Origin of the sequence: Nonomuraea sp. NPDC048826, assembly GCF_043198225.1 — a bacterium.
GTDB lineage: Bacteria > Actinomycetota > Actinomycetes > Streptosporangiales > Streptosporangiaceae > Nonomuraea.
This window is the reverse complement of record NZ_JBICUQ010000001.1, coordinates 798,779-817,373: the sequence shown is the minus strand read 5'-3', so window position 1 is coordinate 817,373 and position 18,595 is coordinate 798,779. Positions and strand designations below refer to the sequence as shown.

The following is an 18,595-nucleotide window of genomic DNA, read 5'->3' as shown; positions in this document are numbered from 1 at the left end:
CTGCTCCCTGTCAGTACGCCTGGCCGTACACGCCACGCGACTGGTCGCGGACGATCTTGCCGTCCTCCAGCTCCACGACACGTTTGCGCATGGAGTCGACGATGGCCGCGTCGTGCGTGGCCATGACGACCGTAGTGCCGGTCCTGTTGATCCGGTCGAGCACCTTCATGATGCCGATGCTCGTCGCGGGGTCGATGTTGCCCGTCGGCTCGTCGGCCAGCAGGATCATGGGCCGGTTGACGAAGGCGCGGGCCATGGCGACGCGCTGCTGCTCGCCGCCGGACAGCTCGTCGGGCATCCGGTGGGCCTTGCCTTCCAGGCCGACCAGCTCGATGACCTCCGGCACGACCTTGCGGATGAACCGCCGGGGCTTGCCGATGACCTCGAGCGCGAACGCCACGTTCTCGTAGACGTTCTTGTTCGGGAGCAGCCTGAAGTCCTGGAACACGCAGCCGATGCGGCGGCGCAGGTGAGGCACCTTGAAGTTGGAGAGGCGGGCCAGGTCCTTGCCGGCGACGTGGATCGCGCCGGAGTTGGGCCGCTCCTCCTTCAGGATCAGGCGGAGGAAGGTGGACTTGCCTGATCCCGAGGGACCGACGAGGAACACGAACTCGCCCTTGTCCACGTCGACGGAGACGTGGTCCAGGGCGGGCCTGTTCTGGTTCGTGTAGACCTTGGTGACATTATCGAAATGGATCACGAGAGCATCACGGCATGCCAGTCTAGGGGTCAGGACGGAAGCGAGGGTGGCACATGCCCACTTCCCGCCGCTCGCCGATCGGGGACGCCCGGCTTTACCGTTGATCGACGTTCCGATTGGCTGGAGCACAGTCTAGGGGGAAGACTGGCATGGAACGTCCATAACGGAAACAAAACGATTGTGCGGCTAGACTTGGGGCTGACATGAGTTGCCAACACCTCGTATGCGCCCAGTGCGCTCACCCGGTCATCGAAGGCCGCTGTGCCGTCTGCCGTGCCAACCGCGAACGGCTGCACGGCCACGGCTTCGCCGGTCTCTCACCCGCCATGATCGCTGTCGTGCTGATCGTGGCCCTCTTCGCGTCACTGATGCTCGAACACCTACTGGGCTTCTGACTCCTGGCGCCGCATCCAGCGGATCTCCGACTCGATGAACTGGTCGAGATCACCGTCGAGGACCCCCGACGGGTTGCCCGCCTCGGTGCCGGTCCGCAGGTCTTTCACGATCTGGTAGGGGTGCAGGACGTAGTTGCGGATCTGCGTGCCCCATGAGGTGGTCGTCGCCCCGCGCAGCTCCGACATCTTCTCCGCCTCCTCCTGGCGCTTGCGCTCCAGCAGCTTGGCCTGGAGGACGTTCATCGCCGTCGCGCGGTTCTGGAGCTGGGAGCGCTCGTTCTGGCAGGAGACGACGATGCCGCTCGGCAGGTGGGTGATGCGCACCGCCGAGTCGGTCGTGTTGACGCCCTGGCCGCCGGGACCCGACGAGCGGTAGACGTCGACGCGGATCTCGTCCTCGTTGATGTCGATGTGGTCGGTCTGCTCCACGACCGGCACCACGTCGACCCCCGCGAACGAGGTCTGGCGGCGCCCCTGGTTGTCGAACGGGCTGATGCGCACCAGGCGGTGGGTGCCGTGCTCGCCGCGGAGCGTGCCGTAGGCGTAGGGCGACTTGATCGCGAAGGTGGCCGACTTGATGCCGGCCTCTTCCGCGTACGAGGTCTCGTAGACCTCGGTGGGGTAGCCCTTGCGCTCGGCCCAGCGGAGGTACATCCGCAGCAGCATCTCCGCCCAGTCGGCCGCGTCGACGCCGCCCGCCTGGGAGTTGATCGTCACCAGGGCCTCGCGCGCGTCGTACTCGCCCGACAGGAGGGTGCGGACCTCCAGCGCGCCGATGTCGGAACGGAGCGAGATCAGCTCCTTGTCGGCCTCCGCGCGCGTGTCGGCGTCGGCCTCCTCGGCCGCGAGCTCGAACAGGACCGAGATGTCGTCGAGGCGGCGGGCCAGGCCCTCGACCCGGTTGAGCTCCCCCTGGAGATGGGAGAGCTTGCTGGTGACCTTTTGTGCCTTGTCGGGGTCGTCCCACAGGTCAGGGGCGGCAACCTGGGTCTCCAGCTCCTCGATCTGCTTGCGCATGGAGTCGAGGTCGAGCACGTCCTTGATGCTGCGGAGCGTGCCGGCGAGCTCGTTGATCTCATCTGCTGGATCGATGTCTGCCACGCCTCCTTAGGGTACGCGACCGACGGGGGGCCGAATAACATGGCCAGGTGCGTGTACACGGTCGGCGGATGGCGCTGATGCTCGCCGCCGTCCTGCTGGCGGGCGCGTCCGGCTGCACGGGTTCCGCCGCCGGCCCTTCGCCCACCCCCGCCGCCTCCTCCGCGCCGAGCGCGTCGCCGTCCGCGACGCCCGCCCCCGCCGAGCCCGAGGTGACGCTCCAGGAGGCGGGCGAGGTGTTCGCCACCTTCGCCGCCGCCGACAACGTGCTGCGCGCCTCCGGCGACCTGCGGCTCGCCATGGAGTACGTCCGCGACTCCGAGGCCCGGCTCACCGCCGTCGCCTACCTGTCCAGCGGCGGCCGTCCGCCCCTCCACGAGTGGGGCTCCCCCACCCTTTACGTGCCGCGCTTCCCCACGGGCGCGCAGACCCCGTGGTTCTCGGTGCTGGCCGACCGCGACGGCGAGCCCACCGTGCTGACCTTCGCCAGAAACGGCGACTGGCGGCTCAGCGCCGCCGCCCGCCTGCTCGACGCCGCCGACCGACCCGCCGTCGAGCTCGACCCCCAGGGGTACGCGACCGCGATCTCCGACGACGACCGGAGCATCACCATCCGCCCCCAGCTCATCGGCCCCCTGCACGCCACCGTCGCCGAGACCGGCACCGACGGCGTCGCGGCCGGCCTCCTCGCCGACGGCCCCCACACCACCGACGTGGCGTCCCAGATCACCGAGGCGAGAGAGAAGGCCAAGAAGAACGGCTTCAGCTACGACTCCATCTTCCAGGCGGGCGACTTCCCGGTGTACGGGCTGCGCACCGCCGGCGGCGGCGCCGTCATCCAGTACTCACTGTCGCGCACCACCACGACCACGACCAAGACGGCCGAGGACGACTACATCCCGGTGCCCGAATCGGCGCGCTGGTCGATCTCGGCCCCGGTGGTCCGGCGCAACCTCCGGCTCACGGAGATCAACACGTACGTGACCGCGGTCCCCTCGGCGGCGGCCCCGGCGGCGGCCGAGGTCATCGGCCACTCAGGAGCCCTGACCAAGGCCACCGGCCAGTAACGTCCCCGACGGCCCCCGCGCCACTGCTGTTCAGCCCCGTACGGCGTGCCAGGCCGCGCGTGCCGCCTCCAGGGCCTCCTCCTCGGAGACTCCGGCCCGCAGCGCGACACGGGCGAACTCCTCGGCCGCCTCGGCGAGCTGGACCCGGAGCCGGTCGGCGGAGTCGGTGATGACCGCCGCCCTGCCGCGCCGCAGCTCCACCAGCCCCTCGTCGCGAAGCTGCTGGTAGCCCCGGAGCACGGTGTGCAGGTTGATGCCGAGCGCGGCGGCCACGTCGCGCGCCGAAGGAAGCCGGTCACCGGGCTCCGCCGCGCCACTGGCCAGCGCCGCCCGGACCGAGGCGGCCACCTGGTCGGCGAGCGGCTGCGGCGAGGCGTGGTCGATGCTGATCAGCATGACGCCGTCTTCCCTCGGCGCTGCCTGGTCAGCCATCCGTTGACCAGCGCCGCCGCGATCTCGGCCTCCCGGGTGGAGTAGACGAACCGCCGGTCGTCGCCCAGCCGCACCACCAGGACAGGTCCTCTCCCGCTGACGACTCCCCAGCCCTCGCCGCCGTCCTCCAGACGGTACCGGCCCTCCGGCGGCTGGGCGTCGGCCTGCGCCGACCGTACCAGGTGGTAGGGCACCGTCCGGCGCAGGACGGGCAGCCAGGCGGCGCGCACCGTGAGGCCCGTGTGGTCGATCTGCAGCCTGGTGCGCGCCTGCGCCGCCTGGAAGACCGTCCAGACGCCCAGCAGCGCCGTGCCCTGCCAGGCGCCGGAGCCGTTGCCGACGCTCAGCACGGTCAGCGCGCCCAGCGCCACGGCGGCCACCAGCCGGCGCGCCGACCACGCCGACGTGACGAAAAGGACGCGTTGCGACGGTCCGAGCGTCATGGCGGGCGCTTCCGGCCCCGGCACGGCGGTCGCTTCGGGCGGCTCCGGGAGCGGCCCCGCGGCCAGGTAGCCCAGCACCACCGCCACCGCGGTCACGGCGATCTCCACGGGCAGGTGCCACGGCGGCGCGGGCACCGGGCCCTGCGCCCCGGCGAGCGCCGTCACCGACAGCGCGACCGATGCCGCGCGGGAGGCGCCGACGGCGGACGCCAGAGCCGCCATGCCCCGTTGCAACCGCGGCAGGCGCCAGTAGCACAGGAAGGGGACGAGCAGCGCCGCCTCGAACAGCAGCAGCGGGAGCCACTGCTGGGCGAGCCAGCTTTCCCAGGTGGGCGCGTGCGCGGCGTCCGCCGCCCAGTTGTCGACGTAGGCACGGGCGGGCAGCTCGTCGCCGTGCCGGCCGACCAGCATCTGGGGTGCGACCACCACGAGCAGGGGAGGAACGATCGTCAGCGTCAGGCGACGTAGCCGGCCCGGCGCCGCGAAGTCGGAGGAACGCAACATGACCACCTCCCACTGTTCGCATTCGACTATAACACTTCGAACAGTTTCGGCAGTGTCCCCAAAAGCGGCGTCCCAAAGAGGCGTCCCCAGAAGCGGCGTCCCGGAAGCGAAAGGGCGGCGCCGGTCGAAGCCGGCGCCGCCCTTCGGAAAATCAGGCCTCCGTGTGGGGGAGGCTGGTCGACGAGACCAGGGTGCGGATCGCGCGGAGCGCGACCGACAGCGTGGCCAGGTCGAAGTTGTCGCTCTCCCAGATCTCGGAGAGCGTCTGCCTGCTGCGCCGGACCGCCGCCGAGTTGGCCTCCACCCATCGGGCCAGCCGCTCCTCGGGGGGCAGCCCCGGGGTGCTGTGGGCCAGGACGTCGCGGGTGAGCGCGGCGTGCGCGGCGTAGAGGTCGTCGCGGAGCGCGGCGCGGGCCATCGCGTTCCACCGGCTGTCGCGGGGCAGGGAGATGATCCGTTCCCTGAGCCTGGACAGCTGGAGGCGGTCGGCCAGGTCGAAGTAGACCTCGGCGACCTCGTTGACCGGGCGGTCGGTGATGGAGGAGATCTCGACCAGGTCGAACGTGGAGTAGGCCGGCACCATGGCGGCGACCCGTTCGGCCAGGTCGGCGGGCACCCCGCGGGCGACGAAGGAGTCGCGGCGGTCCTCGAAGGCGGCCAGGTCGGGGCCGGTGAGGAGTTTGGGCAGGTGGCCGAGCAGCCCGTTGACGCCCTTGACGAAGAAGCCGACGGAGCCGGCCAGGTCGAGCGGCGTGCGGCGGTTGGTGAGCAGCCACCGGGTGCCACGTTCGCCCAGTTTGCGGGCTTCGAGCAGCATGGCGAGCTGGGTGGCGGTGTCGATCTCGTTGTCCAGCGACTCCACCTTGCGGTGGAAGCTGGCCAGGTCGAAGACCTCCCGGGTGACGAGGAAGGCGCGGACGATGTCGGGCAGGGAGGCCCCGGTCTCCTCGCCGACCCGGAACAGGAACGTGGTCCCCATGGAGTTGACCAGGTCGTTCACGATGCCGGTGACGATGATCTCGCGCCGCAGCGGGTGCGCGTCCATGTAGGGCCGGAACCGCTCGCGCAGCGCCGACGGGAAGTACGAGACGAGCCGGGGCGCGAGGTACGGGTCGTCGGGCAGGTCGGTGCCGAGGAGTTCGGCGTCGGCGACGAGCTTGGTGTAGGCGAGCAGCACGGAGAACTCGGGCGCGGTCAGCCCCAGCCTGGCCTGGCGGCGTTCGGCGAGCGCCTTGTCCGACGGCAGGGCTTCCAGTTGCCGGTTGAGCCGGCCGTCGCGTTCGAGGCGGCGCAGGTAGCGGGCGTGGATGTGGAGCATGTCGACGGCCTGGGCGCGGGCGGCGGCCAGGACGACGTTCTGCGCGTAGTTGTCGCGCAGCACGAGATCGGCCACCTCGTCGGTCATGGAGGTGAAGACCTGGTTGCGCTGCTTGTCGGTCAGCTCGCCGTCGCGGACCACCTGGTCGAGCAGGATCTTGATGTTGACCTCGTGGTCGGAGGTGTCGACGCCGGCCGAGTTGTCGATGAAGTCGGTGTTGACGAGCCCGCCGTTGAGCGCGAACTCGATGCGGGCCGGCTGGGTGAGGCCGAGGTTGCCGCCCTCGCCGACGACCTTGCAGCGCAGGTCGGCGGCGTCGACCCGGACCGGGTCGTTGGCCTTGTCGCCGACGTCGGCGTGGGACTCGGCGGCGGCCTTGACGTAGGTGCCGATGCCGCCGTTCCACAGCAGGTCGACGGGGGCCCGCAGGATGGCGCTGATCAGCTCGTTGGGCGGTAGCGAGGCCACGTCGCCGGGCAGCCCGAGCGCGTCGCGGATCTGCGGGGTGAGCTGGACGGACTTGGCGGTACGGGGGAACACGCCGCCGCCCTTGGAGATGAGCGTGGCGTCGTAGTCGGCCCAGGAGCTGCGCGGCAGCTCGAACAGGCGGCGCCGCTCGGCGTAGGAGCGGGCCGCGTCCGGGCTGGGGTCGATGAAGATGTGGCGGTGGTCGAAGGCGGCCAGCAGCCGGATGTGTTCCGACAGCAGCATGCCGTTGCCGAACACGTCACCCGACATGTCGCCGATGCCGACCACGGTGAAGTCGGTGGTCTGCACGTCCACGCCCGTGGTGCGGAAGTGGTACTTGACCGACTCCCAGGCGCCGCGGGCGGTGATGCCCATGGCCTTATGGTCGTACCCGATGGATCCGCCGGAGGCGAAGGCGTCGCCGAGCCAGAAGCCGTACTCCTTGGCGACCTCGTTGGCGATGTCGGAGAACGTCGCGGTGCCCTTGTCGGCGGCGACCACGAGGTAGGTGTCGTCGCCGTCGTGCCTGACCGTGTCGGGCGGCGGCACGACCTTGCCGTCGACGAGGTTGTCGGTGACGTCGAGCAGGCCGGAGATGAACATCCGGTAGCACGCGACGCCCTCGGCCAGCAGGTCTTCGCGCGAGCCGGACGCGGGCGGGCGCTTGACGACGAACCCGCCCTTGGAGCCGGTGGGGACGATCACGGTGTTCTTCACCATCTGGGCCTTGACCAGGCCGAGGATCTCCGTCCGGAAGTCCTCCATCCGGTCCGACCAGCGCAGCCCGCCTCGGGCGACCTTGCCGAAGCGCAGGTGGACGCCCTCCACCCGGGGCGAGTACACGAAGATCTCGTACTGCGGCCGGGGCAGCGGCAGCACGCTGATCGCCTGTGGGTCGAACTTGAGCGCGATGTAGGGCTTGCGCCGGCCGTCGACGCGCTGGAAGTAGTTGGTCCGGAGGGTCGCCTCGATCATCTCCAGGTAGGCGCGCAGGATGCGGTCCTGGTCGAGCGAGGCCACCTCGTCCAGCGCGCCGAGGATCTCCTCCTTCAGCGCCCCCGTCAGGTCGCCGCGGACCTCGTCGGAGCGGCGCGGGTCGAGCCTGGCCTCGAACAGCCGCACCAGCAGCCGGGACAGCCGCACGTTGCCGAGCAGGACCTGCTCGATGTAGCGCTGGGAGAAGGTGCTGCCGGCCTGGTGCAGGTACTTGGCGTACACCCGCAGGATCTCGACCTGCTGGGAGGTCAGCCCGGCCTTCAGGATGAGCGCGTTGAAGTCGTCGGCGGGCACCACGGCGTGCCAGAGCGCCATCAGCCCGTCCTGGAAGAGCTCCTTGAAGTCGTCCCTCTCGACCTCGGGCGACGGCGTGTAACGCAGCCCGAAGTCGTAGATCCAGGCGTTCTTGGTGGCCGGGTTGTTGTCCCTGTCGATCTCGTACGGGCGCTCGTCGACCACCTCGACCCCGAGCCGCTGGATCAGCGGCAGCATCTTCGACAGCGAGATGGGCGACCCGAGCCGGTAGATCTTGAGGCGCCGCTCGCCCTCCGTCGCGTCGTACGGCTCGTACAGGTTGAGGTCGATCTCGTCGGGCCCTGCGCCGTCGAGCTGCTCCAGCCGGCGCAGGTCGACCACGGCCATCTTGGGCGGGAAGTCGGCCTTGTACCCCTCGGGGAAGGCGACGTGGTAGCGCTTGATCAGCGCCGGCGCCTCCTCCTCGGAGGTCATCTCGGAGATGGCCGCGCCGAGATCGTCCTCCCAGGAGCGGGTGATCGCGGCCAGCCGCGCCTCCAGCTCGCCGACGTCCACGCTCGGCGGCGGGAGCTGCTTGCCGCGCTCGCCGCGGATGACGACGTGCAGCCGGGCCAGCGCGGACTCGCCGATCATCGCGCTGTAGTCGAGCGTCTGGCCGCCCAGCGCCTTGAGCAGGACCGCCTGCATCTCCAGGCGGACCTTGGTGGTGTAGCGGTCGCGGGGGAGGTAGATCAGGCAGGAGATGTAGCGGCCGTAGTCGTCGCGCCGCAGGAACAGCTTGACCTGCTTGCGCTCGCGCAGCCGCAGCACCCCGAGCGCGATCGGCAGCAGCTGCTCGACCGAGGTCTGGAACAGCTCGTCGCGGGGGAAGGTCTCCAGGATCTCGATGAGGTCCTTGCCGTCGTGGCTCTCCGGGGTCAGCCCGGCGGCCTCGATCACCGCGGCCAGCTTGCGGCGGAGCACCGGGATGCGGGAGATCGACTCGTTGTACGCGACGTGCGTGAAGAGGCCGAGGAAGCGGCGCTCGCCGATGACCTCACCCTCGGCCGAGAAGAGCTTGACGCCGATGTAGTCCAGATAGGCGGCGCGGTGCACGGTGGCGCGCGAGTTGGCCTTGGTGATGATGAGCAGCTGCTTCTCGCGGGCCCTGGCGCGGACCTCGGCGGGGAGCGAGGAGAAGCTGTCGGAGTGCACCTTGTCGTCGCGCAGGATGCCGAGCGCGGCACCGGGCAGGGCGCGCAGCGTCTCGCCCTCCTCGCCGCTCTCCAGCCGGTACTCACGGTAGCCGAGGAACGTGAAGTGCCCGTCGGCGAGCCAGCGCAGCAGGTCGAGGCTGTCCTCGACCTCGGCGGGCGGCAACGGCGGCGGGTTCACCGAGAGGTCCTCGGCGGTCTGCACGGCCAGCGCGCGCATCTTGCGGAAGTCCTCGACGGCGTGCCGCACGTCGGTGAGCACCCGCAGCAGGTCGGCCTCCAGGCCCTTGAGCACCGCCGGGTCGGGCTGGCGGTCGATCTCGATGTGCATCCACGACTCGACCAGCATCTGCCCGGTGACGTCCTCCTGGCCGCGGCCGAGCATCTTGCCGGTCATGTCGCGGCGGACCCGGATCTGGGGATGGACCACCAGGTGGACGCCGACGCCGTGCCGGTCGAGCTCCATCGTGACCGAGTCGACCAGGAACGCCATGTCGTCGGTGACCACCTCGACCACGGAGTGGCCGGGGTCCCAGCCGTTCTCGTCGAGGGTGGGGGTGAAGGCCCGGACCACGGGCCGGCCCTGAGGGCGCGTCTCGGCCAGTTGCCGCTGCGACATCGCCGGACCGTACACGTCCACCGGGTTGCGATCGAGCAGGTCTTCAGGGGCCACATGCCGGTAGTAGACGCGTAGGAAGGACAGTGCCTCCTCGGGGCTCACATGGTCGCTGCCCACCGCGCACTGTCGCGCGGCTCTCTGGAGCAGCTCATCCTTGGCCTCGTCGAGCGGCATTTCGCTCTCACTCCTTTGTGAGGGTTCGCCATGGCGGTGTTACAGCCAGGCTCTGAGTTCCCACAGCAGCGGGAAATAGTGCATTTGCGTACGACTACGCAGATAAGGGGCACCGGTCGAGCCGCCGGTGCCCGACTTGGTGCCGATCTGCCGTTCCACCATCTGGACATGTCGCATCCGCCACAGGGCGGTGGTCTCGTCGTGGGTCAGCAGATCCTCGGCCAGCTGCCACAGGTCGTCGTGGGACCGGCGGTCCCGGGCGACGGCCAGCAGCGACTCCATGATCTCCGTGTCGTCGGAGACCGGCAGCCCCCGGCGGGACAGCGCGGCGACGTACGCGTCCCAGAGGGTGGGCTGGTCGAGGCGGTGGCGCAGCCGGCGGCGTTCCTCGTCGCCGGCGTCCTTGAGCCGGTCGAGGTAGCGTGCGTCCTTCACCCCGGACAGGAACTCCAGCTCGCGGAACTGCACGGACTGGAAGCCGCTGGCCGGCGCGAGCTTGGCCCGGAACGCCAGGAAGTCCTGAGGCGTCATCGTCTCCAGGACCTGGACCTGTTCGACCAGCACCCGCTCCACCGCGTGGACGCGCCGGAACAGATGCCTGGCCTGCCACAGCTCACCGGCGAACATCGCGTCGCGGGCGTTCTCCAGCTCGTGCAGCAGCAGTTTGAACCAGAGCTCGTAGACCTGATGCACGGTGATGAAGAGCAGCTCGTCGGGGGCTTCCGACTGCGGCTGCTGCTGGGCGAGCAGGCCGGGCAGTCGGAGGTAGCCGCCGTAGGAAACCCGGCGGCCCTCCTCACCGAACTGCCTGTCGCGAGGGACGGGCGCATCGTCGTCGATGCCCACCGCACACCTCCCCCACATCCCCGGTGAAGCGAAACCGGGCGCACGCCCCGCCGTACCGATACCACCCGAAAAGGGCAAAGACGTCAACGTGACATCGACATCGGTGGCGGGTCGTCTTCGGACGCGGAGGGCGCCTGCTTGAGCTCGTCGAGTCTCTCCGGCACTTCGGACAGCTCCACGAGCTCAGCCTGGCACTGCTCACACATCTCGAGGTGGCGCTCGAACGCCTCGTGCTCCGAATCATCGAGCACGCCGAGGACGTAGGCGGCCACCCCGTCATGCATCAGCCGGCTACCCCCTTGTCCCGCAGAAGTTCACGGAGAGCCCGGATGCCGTAGTAGAGCCGGGACTTCACCGTGCCCGGCGGGATCCCCAGAATCTCCGCCGCTTCACTTATCGTACGGTCCCGTAGGTAGGTCTGTTCAATAACTTCGCGGTGTTCGTCCGACAGGCTGCGCAGAGCGTCTGCCACGACGATCGCGGACAGCGCTCTCTCGGAGCCGTCGGGCACCGCCATCATGTCGACTTCCGGTGGCTCGACCTCGTGAGGCCGAACGCTCTTTCGCCGACGTCCGTCAATGACAATGCGGCGGGCTACGGTGAGCAGCCACGCCCAGAGGAGGCCCGGTTCCCATTGCAGTCTGGCCGAGTTGCGCCAGGCACGGACGAGCGTCTCCTGCACCACATCCTCAGCCCATTGCAGATCGTTACCGGTCGACTTGCGTACGTGGCGCAGTAGAGGGCCGCCGAACTCCTGGTACAGCACCGCGATGCGGTGCTCCGCCTCGGCATCAGCACTCTCGAACCTGCCGTCGAGGTGACCTAGCACGGGGCACATCTTTACACCTTCGTTATCAGTCCGGTAGCCACTCCGATAACTCCAGTTATTTCTGACTATTCCTCAGGATGGGTGAACCGGCCGTGATAAGGCCGCGTACCTCCCACCATGCACAGGCTTTTGCGTGGCGAAGTAGTGATGTTCGGCGGCTTCGCACTCGCGGCAGCGGTCACGATCCTCCTGGTCATGCCGCAGGCGAACACGGCCGTGCTCACCGAGGTGACGCAGACGTCCTCGGGTCCGCTCGGGCCCGCGGACCGCGACTTCCTCGTCAAGGTGCGGCAAGCCGGCCTCTGGGAGATCCCCGTCGGCCAATGGGCCCAGGAGCGCGCGGACTCCGCGCGCGTCAAGGACGTCGGGGCGCATCTCGTGGAGGACCACACCAAGCTCGACGCTCAGGTACGCCGGATAGCGGCGCAGCTGAACGTCCCGCTGCCCGACCGGCCGAGCCCGGACCAGCAACGGTGGATGGCGCAGCTGGCCGCCGAGACCGGTCCCGCGTTCGACCGGGACTTCGCCAGGCTGCTGCGTGCGGCGCACGGCAAGGTGTTCGCCGTGGTGGCGAACGTGAGGGCCGGCACCCGCAACTCCGTGGTCAGGAAGTTCGCCGGAACGGCTGTGACGGTGGTCATGCGGCACATGACGCTGCTGGAGTCCACCGGCCTGGTCAACTACGACGAGCTCCCGGAACCGCCGATCCCCTCACAAGCAGCACCCGCCCCAGCGGCGGTCGACCCGAGGAGACAACCATGAGATCCAGACGCATGGCCGCGGCCATGTCTGCCTTAGCGGTGGTGGCCACCGGGCTGGTGTCCGCGGCGGTCGTCGGCGGCGCCCAGCCCGCCTTCGCCGACTGCGAGATCACCGAGCAGCGCCCGCCGCAGCAGGGGCAGCAGCAGGACCAGGCCCCACAGGACCAGAACCAGGACGAGCAGCAGGATCAGGCTCCGCAGGATCAGGAGAACCAGGGCCAGGACCAGAACCAGGACAACGGGCAGGACCAGGACCAGGGCGCCCAGCAGGACCAGGACCAAGGCCAGAACCAGGACCAGCAGGGCCAGAACGGCGACCAGCAGCAGGACCAGCAGGACCAGAACCAGAACGACCAGCAGGGCCAGGACCAGGGGGCCCAACAGGACCAGCAGGACCAGAACCAGGGCGGCGCGCTCGTCCGTGACCCGGCGGCGGACCCCGAGGCGTCGGCCGAGACCTTCGGCCGGCGTGACCGCGACCGGAACCGCGGCAGGAACCGCCCCACGCCCAGCCAGCGGCCGACGGGCACCGCGTCGCCGTCTCCGTCGCCCACCGGCGACGAGAACGACTGCCTCAACATCGGCCCGTTCGTGACCGACTTCGTGGACATCAGGCAGATCGCGCCGAGGCGCCTCGACGCCCGCATCGGGCGCGGCGGCTCGCGAGGCTCGTTCGTCTCCCGCTGCGGCACCAACGGCGAGGGCCACTTCAACCCCGACAACTTCATCGTCGCTCCCGGAGTGCGCAATGGAGCACACCACCTGCACGACTACGTGGGCAACCTGTCGGCAGACGCCTTCTCGACCGACGAGAGCCTGGAAGCCGCGGGCACCACGTGCCGTCTGGGCGACAAGTCCACGTACTTCTGGCCGGTCGTGCGCAACCGGCTGGTCGACCAGAACATCGACGACCCGGATCGCAACGTCGGCCAGGTGCTCCGTCCACGCGCGGTGACCCTGCAATTCCGCGGGAACGCCAGAGCCCGGGTCGTGGCGATGCCGCGCTTCCTGCGGGTCATCACCGGTGACGCCAAGGCCGCCACCAACGGCCCGGCCAACGCCCGCGCCGGCTGGTCCTGCAGCGGCTTCGGCAACCGGGTGAGCCCCGACAAGTACCCGCTGTGCCCGCGCGGCAGCCAGGTCCTGCGGATCATGGACTTCCCGAGCTGCTGGGACGGCCAGAACACCGACAGCGCCAACCACCGTACGCACATCGTCTTCCCGGACCAGAGCGGCGCCTGCCCGCAGGGCACCCAGCCGGTCCCGCAGCTGCGGATGACGCTCGCCTACTCGGTGCCGAGGGGCCCCTCGTTCGCCCTCGACGCCTTCCCCGAGCAGCTGCACAACCCGATCACCGACCACGGCGACTTCGTGAACGTGATGCCGGAACGGCTCATGAACACCGTCGTCAACTGCATCAACCGAGGCCGTCGTTGCTGACCTCCGTCCCCGGGAGCCGCAACGAGGCCGAGTGAGGCCCTCCCGAGTCGCACCCTCATCCGACCTTGGAGGGAATGGATGCTCCACAGACGACACCCCCGGCACGCCCCGACCCAGCTGGATACCAGGAACATCCGGCTCGGGGCGAGCGCGTCGATCGCCGCGATCCTTCTGTCGGTCTTCGCTCTGACGTTGACGGACCGCGGCATGGAGATGCTCGGCCGAGGGGTGAGCTTCCTCGAGTACTACGCGGGTGTACTGGCGCTGGTGTCCCTGACAGCGGCCGTCGCCCTGGGGTTGCTCACCACCGAACGTGTTTTCCTGTCCCCGGCGAACCGGGTCCGCGCGCAGCTCGCGCACCGGGCCGCCGCGTTCGCCGGGACGGCGTTCCTGCTCACGCACGTAGCGCTCATGATCTCGCTGTTGCACGTCCCGCCGATCGCGCTCGTGGTCCCCGTCGCGGGGATCTGGATCGGCCTGGGGACGGTCGCCTTCGACGCGATGGTCGTGGTCGTGATCACGGGGATCGTACGGGGGAGATTCGCGGTGACCGGCAGGCCGTGGGTGTGGCGGCTGATGCACGCCTGCGCCTACGTGGCCTGGCCGGTCGCCATTCTGCACGGGCTGACCGCGGGCCGGTGGGCGGCGAGCTGGGTTTCCTGGTCGTACATCGCCAGCCTGGCCGCCGTCGCGTCGGCGCTGCTCATCCGCCTGCTGGCGACCGCGCTGCGGCCGCCGCAGACGGCGGAGTGGGTGGACGCGCCCGAGGTCAGCGACGCACCCGTAGAGGTGCCCGCGGGGGTCAACGCGCCGGTGAGCCTCGCCGAGGCCCGGCGGAAGTATCGGGAGGCGGGATGATCCCGCCCGTGATCGACCAGGAGAAGCCGTGATCCCCCATTCGGTGCCGCGCGTGCTGCGGCTGGGACCGGCCCGGCTCACCGCCGGACTCGACCACACCAGGAGGCTGGATCTGCCGGCCCATCGGACGCTCCACGGCGACCAGGTGCCCCGCACGCTCGACGACATCATCGCCCAGGTGGAGGAGGTGGACATGCGCGGGCGCGGCGGCGCGGCGTTCCCGTTCGCACGCAAGTTGCGAGCGGTCGCCGACGCCGCCGGTTCGGGCGAGTGCGTGGTCCTGGTGAACGGGGCGGAGGGGGAGCCCGCCAGTTCGAAGGACGCGATGCTGCTGGTCCGCAACCCGCACCTGGTGCTGGACGGCGCCGTGCTGGCGGCGGAGGCGCTGAACGCCCGCGAGGTGGTGGTCGCCACCGTGGCGGGCGAGGTGGCCGAGTCGTCGATCACCGCGGCCGTGGCAGAGCGGCGCGCCGCCAACGTGGCGGGCGCCGCCGAGAGCCGCATCGGGATCCGCGTCGTCGGCCTGCAGGAGCGGTTCATCTCCGGCGAGGGCGGCGCGCTGGTGCGCGCCGTCAACGGCCTGGAGCCGGTGCCGCCCGGCAGGAAGCGGCGGGCCAGCACGAGCGGCGTGGACGGCCTGCCCACGCTGCTGTCGAACACCGAGACGTACGCGCAGCTGGCCGTGCTGGCCGAGCTCGGGGCCGAGCAGTACGCGAAGGTCGGCACCACCCGGGAGCCCGGGACCGTGCTGCTGACGGTGAGCGGCGGCGCCGCGAACCCGGCGGTGGTGGAGGCCCCGACGGGCACCAGGCTGATCGACGTGCTCGACGTGTGCGAGGCGGAGATCGGCGACGGCGTGCTGATCGGCGGCTACCACGGCGCCTGGCTGGACGCCCGCACGGCCATGTCGGCCATCGTGTCCCGCGAGGGCATGAAGCAGGCGGGCGGCAGTCTGGGCGCCGGCATCGTGGTCCCGCTCGGCGACTCCACGTGCCCCGTGGGCGAGGCGGCCCGGGTGGCCGCGTATCTCGCGGCCCAGTCGTCCGGGCAGTGCGGCCCGTGCCGGCTGGGCCTGCCGGACGTGGCCAGGGGCCTGACGGCGCTGGCCGACGGCACGGGCTCGATCGACGCGGTGCGCCGCTCGGTGCGCGCGGTGGAGCGGCGGGGAGCCTGCTTCCACCCGGACGGCACGGCCAGGTTCGTGCTGTCGTCGCTGGACGCGTTCGAGGAGGACATCGCGCTCCACCTGGAGCACGGCTCCTGCGGGCGGCCGGTGCGCGGCGTGCTGCCGATGCCCGAGCGTGAGGACGAGCCGGAGTACCGGCTGGAGGTGGACTGGACCCGCTGCCAGGGGCACGGGCTCTGCGCGCACCTGCTGCCGGAGTTCGTGCAACTGGACGACTACGGGTTCCCGTCGTTCAGCACGGTGCCCGGGTGGATGTACAAGGAGGCCCGACGGGCGGTGGACATGTGTCCCGCGCTCGCCCTGCGGGTGGCGGAGGCCGGTTGATCGTCACAGGCCGAGCAGCGGAAGGCACGGGCCCAGGTGGTGGATCTCGATCCCCTCCGCCGGGGCCCAATCGGCGCGGGGCAGGCGGAAGTTGCGGATGACGACCGGCCTGCCCTGCCGCCGGTGCAGGGCGATGCCGTCGTCGTGGTAGCCGAACTTCCTGGTCACCGCGATCGAGGCCTGGTTGTCCTCGAACGCCTCGGTGGTCGCGTACTCGGCGCCCAGGCCGGCGAAGGCCAGGTGGAGCACCGCGCCGCGCATCTCGGTGCCGATGCCCGCGCCCTGGAACCGGCGGCCCAGCCAGGACCCCGACGACACCTCCCGCAGGATCGTGAAGTCCTGGGCGGCCAGTGCCTGCGTGCCGACGATCCGGCCCTCGAAGACCACCACGAAGTCCAGCGACCACTTGGCCGGGGACAGCTCCCCCCACTGGCGGAAGTGGTATTGAGCCGTGCGCTGGGCCCGCTCGGCCGGGGATCCCTCGGACCAGGGGAACAGGAACGGCATGACCCCGGCTTCGTGCACGCCTTCGGCCGCGCGTTCCGCGAGCTCGTCCAGGTCCGCCAGCGAGGGATAGCGAAGTTCGAGACGCGGCGTCGTGATAGAAAGTCGGAAAAACGGCCAATTACGCATGGTTCCGTATATTTCCACCGAAAGGCGCTGTCGGGCGAACACTTTTCTCTCGCTTGTCAAAATGCCGCGAAACGCCGAAAAGTCTGGCCATGATGGACGTCAGGTGACAAGCGCCGGCGTCTGCGGACTGGAATCGCGCCGGTATCTGCCCGGAGCGACCCCGTGCGCCCGCTTGAACGCGTTGGCGAACGCGAACTCCGAGCCGTAGCCCACGCGGCGGGCGACCTCGCTCAGCGGCGCGTCGGTCGAGCGCAGCAGCCGCGCGGCGGTGGAGAGCCGCCACCAGGTCAGGTAGCCCAGCGGCGGCCGGCCCACCAGCTGGGCGAAGCGGCGGGCGAAGGCGGCCCTGGAGAGCCCGGCCAGATCGGCGAGCGTGGCGACCGTCCACGGGTGGGCGGGGTCGCCGTGGACGGCCTCCAGCGCGGCGCTGATGCCCGGGTCGGCCAGGGCGGCGGCCCAGCCGCCGACCGTGCAGCGCTCGCCGTCGACGTCCATGTAGGCGCGCAGGATGTAGAGCAGCAGGGTGTCGAGCAGGCTGGCCACGACGGTGTCGGCGCCCGGCCCGGGGTTGGCGATCTCGGCGGCGAGCAGGGCGACGGCCGCGCGCAGCTCGGGGTTCTCCCCCAGGCGCGCGGGCAGGTGGATCAGCTCGGGCAGGTCGCGCAGGAGCGGGTGACCGCGGGTCTGGTCGAGCCGGTAGCCGCCGCAGAGCGTCACCGTGGCCGCCCCGGATCCGCCCGCGGAGGCGGAGGCGAACAGCTCGATCTCCGCGTCGGGCTCGCAGTGGCTGTCGGCGACCTCGGTGGCGGGCGAGTCGGCCAGCGCGTAGCCGTGGCCGTGCGGGAAGAAGAGCACGTCGCCGACGTGGAGCTGGATCGGCTCGCCGGAGTCGGGCCGCAGCCAGCAGGAGCCCTGGAGGATCACCTGGAACCCGGCGGAGCCCGGCATCCCGGGGAAGCGCTGCCCCCAGGGGGCGCGCCAGGCGACGCGCACGGAGTGCGGCAGCCCGATCCGCATGCCGGCGATCACATCACTGAGAACGTCCACACGTGCAGTCTAAGCCCGAAGACGATCGCGTATGAATCCAGTACAGATACGCATTGGAACTGACAGTCAGCCCTCCTAGCGTTGCTCACGACGAAAGGAGGGCTTCATGCCCCCATCCTTGATGCGCGCCGCGCGCATCCACGAGTACGGCGACGCCGGCGTGATCCGTTTCGAGGACGTCCCGCGTCCGGTTCCCGGGCCGGGCGAGGTGCTCGTCCGGATGGCGGCCACCTCGTTCAACGTGTCCGAGATCGGGCTGCGCAAGGGGCTGCTGCAGGGCATCCTCGACATCACGCTGCCGCACACGCTGGGCTGGGACCTGGCGGGCACCGTCGAGGAGGCCGGGCCGGGGGTGACCGGCCTGGCCCCCGGTGACGCGGTGCACGGGCTGGTCAGCGGCACGGCCGCCGAATACGCGGTCGCGCGGGCCGACGAGCTGGCCGCGGCGCCCACGGCCATCCCGCTGGAGCACGTCGCCGCGATCCCCGTCGCCGGGCTGACGGCCTGGAACGCGGTGTTCGACGAGGGCGGGATCGGCCCGGGGCAGCGCGTGCTGATCAACGGGGCGGGCGGGGCCATCGGGATGTTCGCGGTGCAGCTCGCCAAGCGGGCGGGGGCACACGTGATCGCCACGGCCGCCCCCAGGAGCCGGGAGGCCGTGTGGCGGCTCGGCCCGGACGAGGTGGTGGACTACACGGCCGAACCGCTGCCCGGCGGCATGGACGTGGTGCTCAACCTGGCCGCCGTCCCCGAGGCGGACGCGGCGGCGCTGGCCCCGCTCGGCAAGCTGATCGTCACCGCCGCCACCCCGATCGACGCGCCGCACGCCCGTCACTTCACCACCGGCAACGACCCCGCCCGGCTCGCCGAGCTGGCGGCGCTGATCGACAAGGGCGAACTGGTCGTCGACATCGCCGAGACCCACCCGCTCACCGCCCTGCCCGACCTGCACCGCAGGGCCGAGGCCGGCCGGACCCGCGGCAAGATCATCATCACTCTCTGAGGAGCT

Annotated in this window: 17 protein-coding genes; 7 read left to right on the top strand and 10 right to left on the bottom strand. The window is 70.5% G+C overall.

Features of this window, described 5'->3' with window-relative positions; translation table 11 throughout:
• Nucleotides 1-10 precede the first annotated feature (10 nt).
• On the bottom strand, nt 11-700 hold the full coding sequence (gene ftsE / locus ACGFI7_RS04115; protein WP_103956370.1) for a cell division ATP-binding protein FtsE: 690 nt from the start codon (nt 698-700) through the stop codon (nt 11-13).
• Nucleotides 701-903: 203 nt separating this feature from the next.
• Here ftsE and ACGFI7_RS04110 point away from each other — a divergent pair, with 203 nt between their 5' ends.
• The gene (locus ACGFI7_RS04110) at nt 904-1,095 is read left to right on the top strand and encodes a hypothetical protein (protein ID WP_393398814.1); all 192 of its coding nucleotides are present in this window, start codon (nt 904-906) and stop codon (nt 1,093-1,095) included.
• On the opposite strand, the gene prfB is transcribed toward ACGFI7_RS04110, so the two are convergent.
• A complete protein-coding gene (gene prfB / locus ACGFI7_RS04105; RefSeq protein ID WP_393398812.1) occupies nt 1,081-2,196 on the bottom strand; it encodes a peptide chain release factor 2 in 1,116 nt (371 codons plus the stop codon). The genes ACGFI7_RS04110 and prfB overlap by 15 nt on opposite strands.
• A 47-nt stretch (nt 2,197-2,243) precedes the next feature.
• Between prfB and ACGFI7_RS04100 the strand changes: the two genes are divergently transcribed.
• Nucleotides 2,244-3,260 carry a hypothetical protein gene (locus ACGFI7_RS04100; protein WP_393398810.1) on the top strand — a complete coding sequence of 339 codons (1,017 nt, stop codon included), beginning with the start codon at nt 2,244-2,246 and terminating at the stop codon, nt 3,258-3,260.
• Nucleotides 3,261-3,290: 30 nt separating this feature from the next.
• Here ACGFI7_RS04100 and ACGFI7_RS04095 read toward each other — a convergent pair whose 3' ends face one another.
• The 6 genes from ACGFI7_RS04095 to ACGFI7_RS04070 all read right to left on the bottom strand — a co-directional run bounded on the left by ACGFI7_RS04095 (nt 3,291) and on the right by ACGFI7_RS04070 (nt 11,346).
• Nucleotides 3,291-3,656 (bottom strand): GntR family transcriptional regulator, encoded by a 366-nt coding sequence (locus ACGFI7_RS04095; protein ID WP_393398808.1) that lies wholly within the window; start codon nt 3,654-3,656, stop codon nt 3,291-3,293.
• Nucleotides 3,650-4,639 (bottom strand): hypothetical protein, encoded by a 990-nt coding sequence (locus tag ACGFI7_RS04090; RefSeq protein WP_393398806.1) that lies wholly within the window; start codon nt 4,637-4,639, stop codon nt 3,650-3,652. Before ACGFI7_RS04090 ends, ACGFI7_RS04095 begins: the two co-directional genes overlap by 7 nt.
• A gap of 151 nt (nt 4,640-4,790) precedes the next feature.
• The gene (locus ACGFI7_RS04085) at nt 4,791-9,662 is read right to left on the bottom strand and encodes an NAD-glutamate dehydrogenase (protein WP_393398804.1); all 4,872 of its coding nucleotides are present in this window, start codon (nt 9,660-9,662) and stop codon (nt 4,791-4,793) included.
• A 39-nt stretch (nt 9,663-9,701) separates the two neighbouring features.
• Complete coding sequence (locus ACGFI7_RS04080; RefSeq protein ID WP_393398802.1) at nt 9,702-10,508, bottom strand: tryptophan 2,3-dioxygenase; 807 nt, start codon at nt 10,506-10,508, stop codon at nt 9,702-9,704.
• A gap of 83 nt (nt 10,509-10,591) precedes the next feature.
• Nucleotides 10,592-10,792, bottom strand: coding sequence for a zf-HC2 domain-containing protein (locus ACGFI7_RS04075; protein WP_393398800.1), 201 nt, complete (start codon nt 10,790-10,792; stop codon nt 10,592-10,594).
• A complete protein-coding gene (locus tag ACGFI7_RS04070; protein ID WP_333486610.1) occupies nt 10,792-11,346 on the bottom strand; it encodes a sigma-70 family RNA polymerase sigma factor in 555 nt (184 codons plus the stop codon). Before ACGFI7_RS04070 ends, ACGFI7_RS04075 begins: the two co-directional genes overlap by 1 nt.
• A 120-nt stretch (nt 11,347-11,466) precedes the next feature.
• Here ACGFI7_RS04070 and ACGFI7_RS04065 point away from each other — a divergent pair, with 120 nt between their 5' ends.
• From ACGFI7_RS04065 to ACGFI7_RS04050, 4 genes are all read left to right on the top strand, one after another.
• Nucleotides 11,467-12,099: a DUF4142 domain-containing protein gene (locus ACGFI7_RS04065; RefSeq protein WP_393398798.1), complete on the top strand. Its 633-nt coding sequence runs from the start codon at nt 11,467-11,469 to the stop codon at nt 12,097-12,099.
• Entirely contained in the window at nt 12,096-13,538 is a 1,443-nt protein-coding gene (locus ACGFI7_RS04060; RefSeq protein WP_393398796.1) for a DUF1996 domain-containing protein, read from the top strand. The genes ACGFI7_RS04065 and ACGFI7_RS04060 overlap by 4 nt, the downstream gene beginning before the upstream one ends.
• Before the next feature lie 78 nt (nt 13,539-13,616).
• Nucleotides 13,617-14,396, top strand: a complete 780-nt coding sequence (locus ACGFI7_RS04055; protein ID WP_393398794.1) for a hypothetical protein — start codon at nt 13,617-13,619, stop codon at nt 14,394-14,396.
• A gap of 28 nt (nt 14,397-14,424) precedes the next feature.
• Complete coding sequence (locus tag ACGFI7_RS04050; protein ID WP_393398792.1) at nt 14,425-15,906, top strand: NADH-ubiquinone oxidoreductase-F iron-sulfur binding region domain-containing protein; 1,482 nt, start codon at nt 14,425-14,427, stop codon at nt 15,904-15,906.
• Between the two features lie 3 nt (nt 15,907-15,909).
• On the opposite strand, the gene ACGFI7_RS04045 is transcribed toward ACGFI7_RS04050, so the two are convergent.
• Nucleotides 15,910-16,539 carry a GNAT family N-acetyltransferase gene (locus ACGFI7_RS04045; RefSeq protein WP_393398790.1) on the bottom strand — a complete coding sequence of 210 codons (630 nt, stop codon included), beginning with the start codon at nt 16,537-16,539 and terminating at the stop codon, nt 15,910-15,912.
• Nucleotides 16,540-16,638: 99 nt separating this feature from the next.
• Nucleotides 16,639-17,586: an AraC family transcriptional regulator gene (locus tag ACGFI7_RS04040; RefSeq protein ID WP_393398788.1), complete on the bottom strand. Its 948-nt coding sequence runs from the start codon at nt 17,584-17,586 to the stop codon at nt 16,639-16,641.
• 106 nt (nt 17,587-17,692) lie between these two features.
• Between ACGFI7_RS04040 and ACGFI7_RS04035 the strand changes: the two genes are divergently transcribed.
• Entirely contained in the window at nt 17,693-18,589 is an 897-nt protein-coding gene (locus ACGFI7_RS04035; protein ID WP_393398786.1) for an NADP-dependent oxidoreductase, read from the top strand.
• The last annotated feature ends 6 nt before the right edge of the window (nt 18,590-18,595 follow it).

What these genes read in the sequence shown, in the direction of transcription:
- ACGFI7_RS04035 (WP_393398786.1), top strand. Translation starts at nt 17,693, where the DNA reads ATGCCCCCATCCTTGATGCGCGCCGCGCGCATCCACGAGTACGGCGAC.
- ACGFI7_RS04090 (WP_393398806.1), bottom strand. Translation starts at nt 4,639, where the DNA reads ATGTTGCGTTCCTCCGACTTCGCGGCGCCGGGCCGGCTACGTCGCCTG.
- ACGFI7_RS04085 (WP_393398804.1), bottom strand. Translation starts at nt 9,662, where the DNA reads ATGCCGCTCGACGAGGCCAAGGATGAGCTGCTCCAGAGAGCCGCGCGA.
- ACGFI7_RS04060 (WP_393398796.1), top strand. Translation starts at nt 12,096, where the DNA reads ATGAGATCCAGACGCATGGCCGCGGCCATGTCTGCCTTAGCGGTGGTG.
- ACGFI7_RS04055 (WP_393398794.1), top strand. Translation starts at nt 13,617, where the DNA reads ATGCTCCACAGACGACACCCCCGGCACGCCCCGACCCAGCTGGATACC.
- ACGFI7_RS04095 (WP_393398808.1), bottom strand. Translation starts at nt 3,656, where the DNA reads ATGCTGATCAGCATCGACCACGCCTCGCCGCAGCCGCTCGCCGACCAG.
- ACGFI7_RS04045 (WP_393398790.1), bottom strand. Translation starts at nt 16,539, where the DNA reads ATGCGTAATTGGCCGTTTTTCCGACTTTCTATCACGACGCCGCGTCTC.
- ACGFI7_RS04075 (WP_393398800.1), bottom strand. Translation starts at nt 10,792, where the DNA reads ATGCATGACGGGGTGGCCGCCTACGTCCTCGGCGTGCTCGATGATTCG.
- ACGFI7_RS04110 (WP_393398814.1), top strand. Translation starts at nt 904, where the DNA reads ATGAGTTGCCAACACCTCGTATGCGCCCAGTGCGCTCACCCGGTCATC.
- ACGFI7_RS04070 (WP_333486610.1), bottom strand. Translation starts at nt 11,346, where the DNA reads ATGTGCCCCGTGCTAGGTCACCTCGACGGCAGGTTCGAGAGTGCTGAT.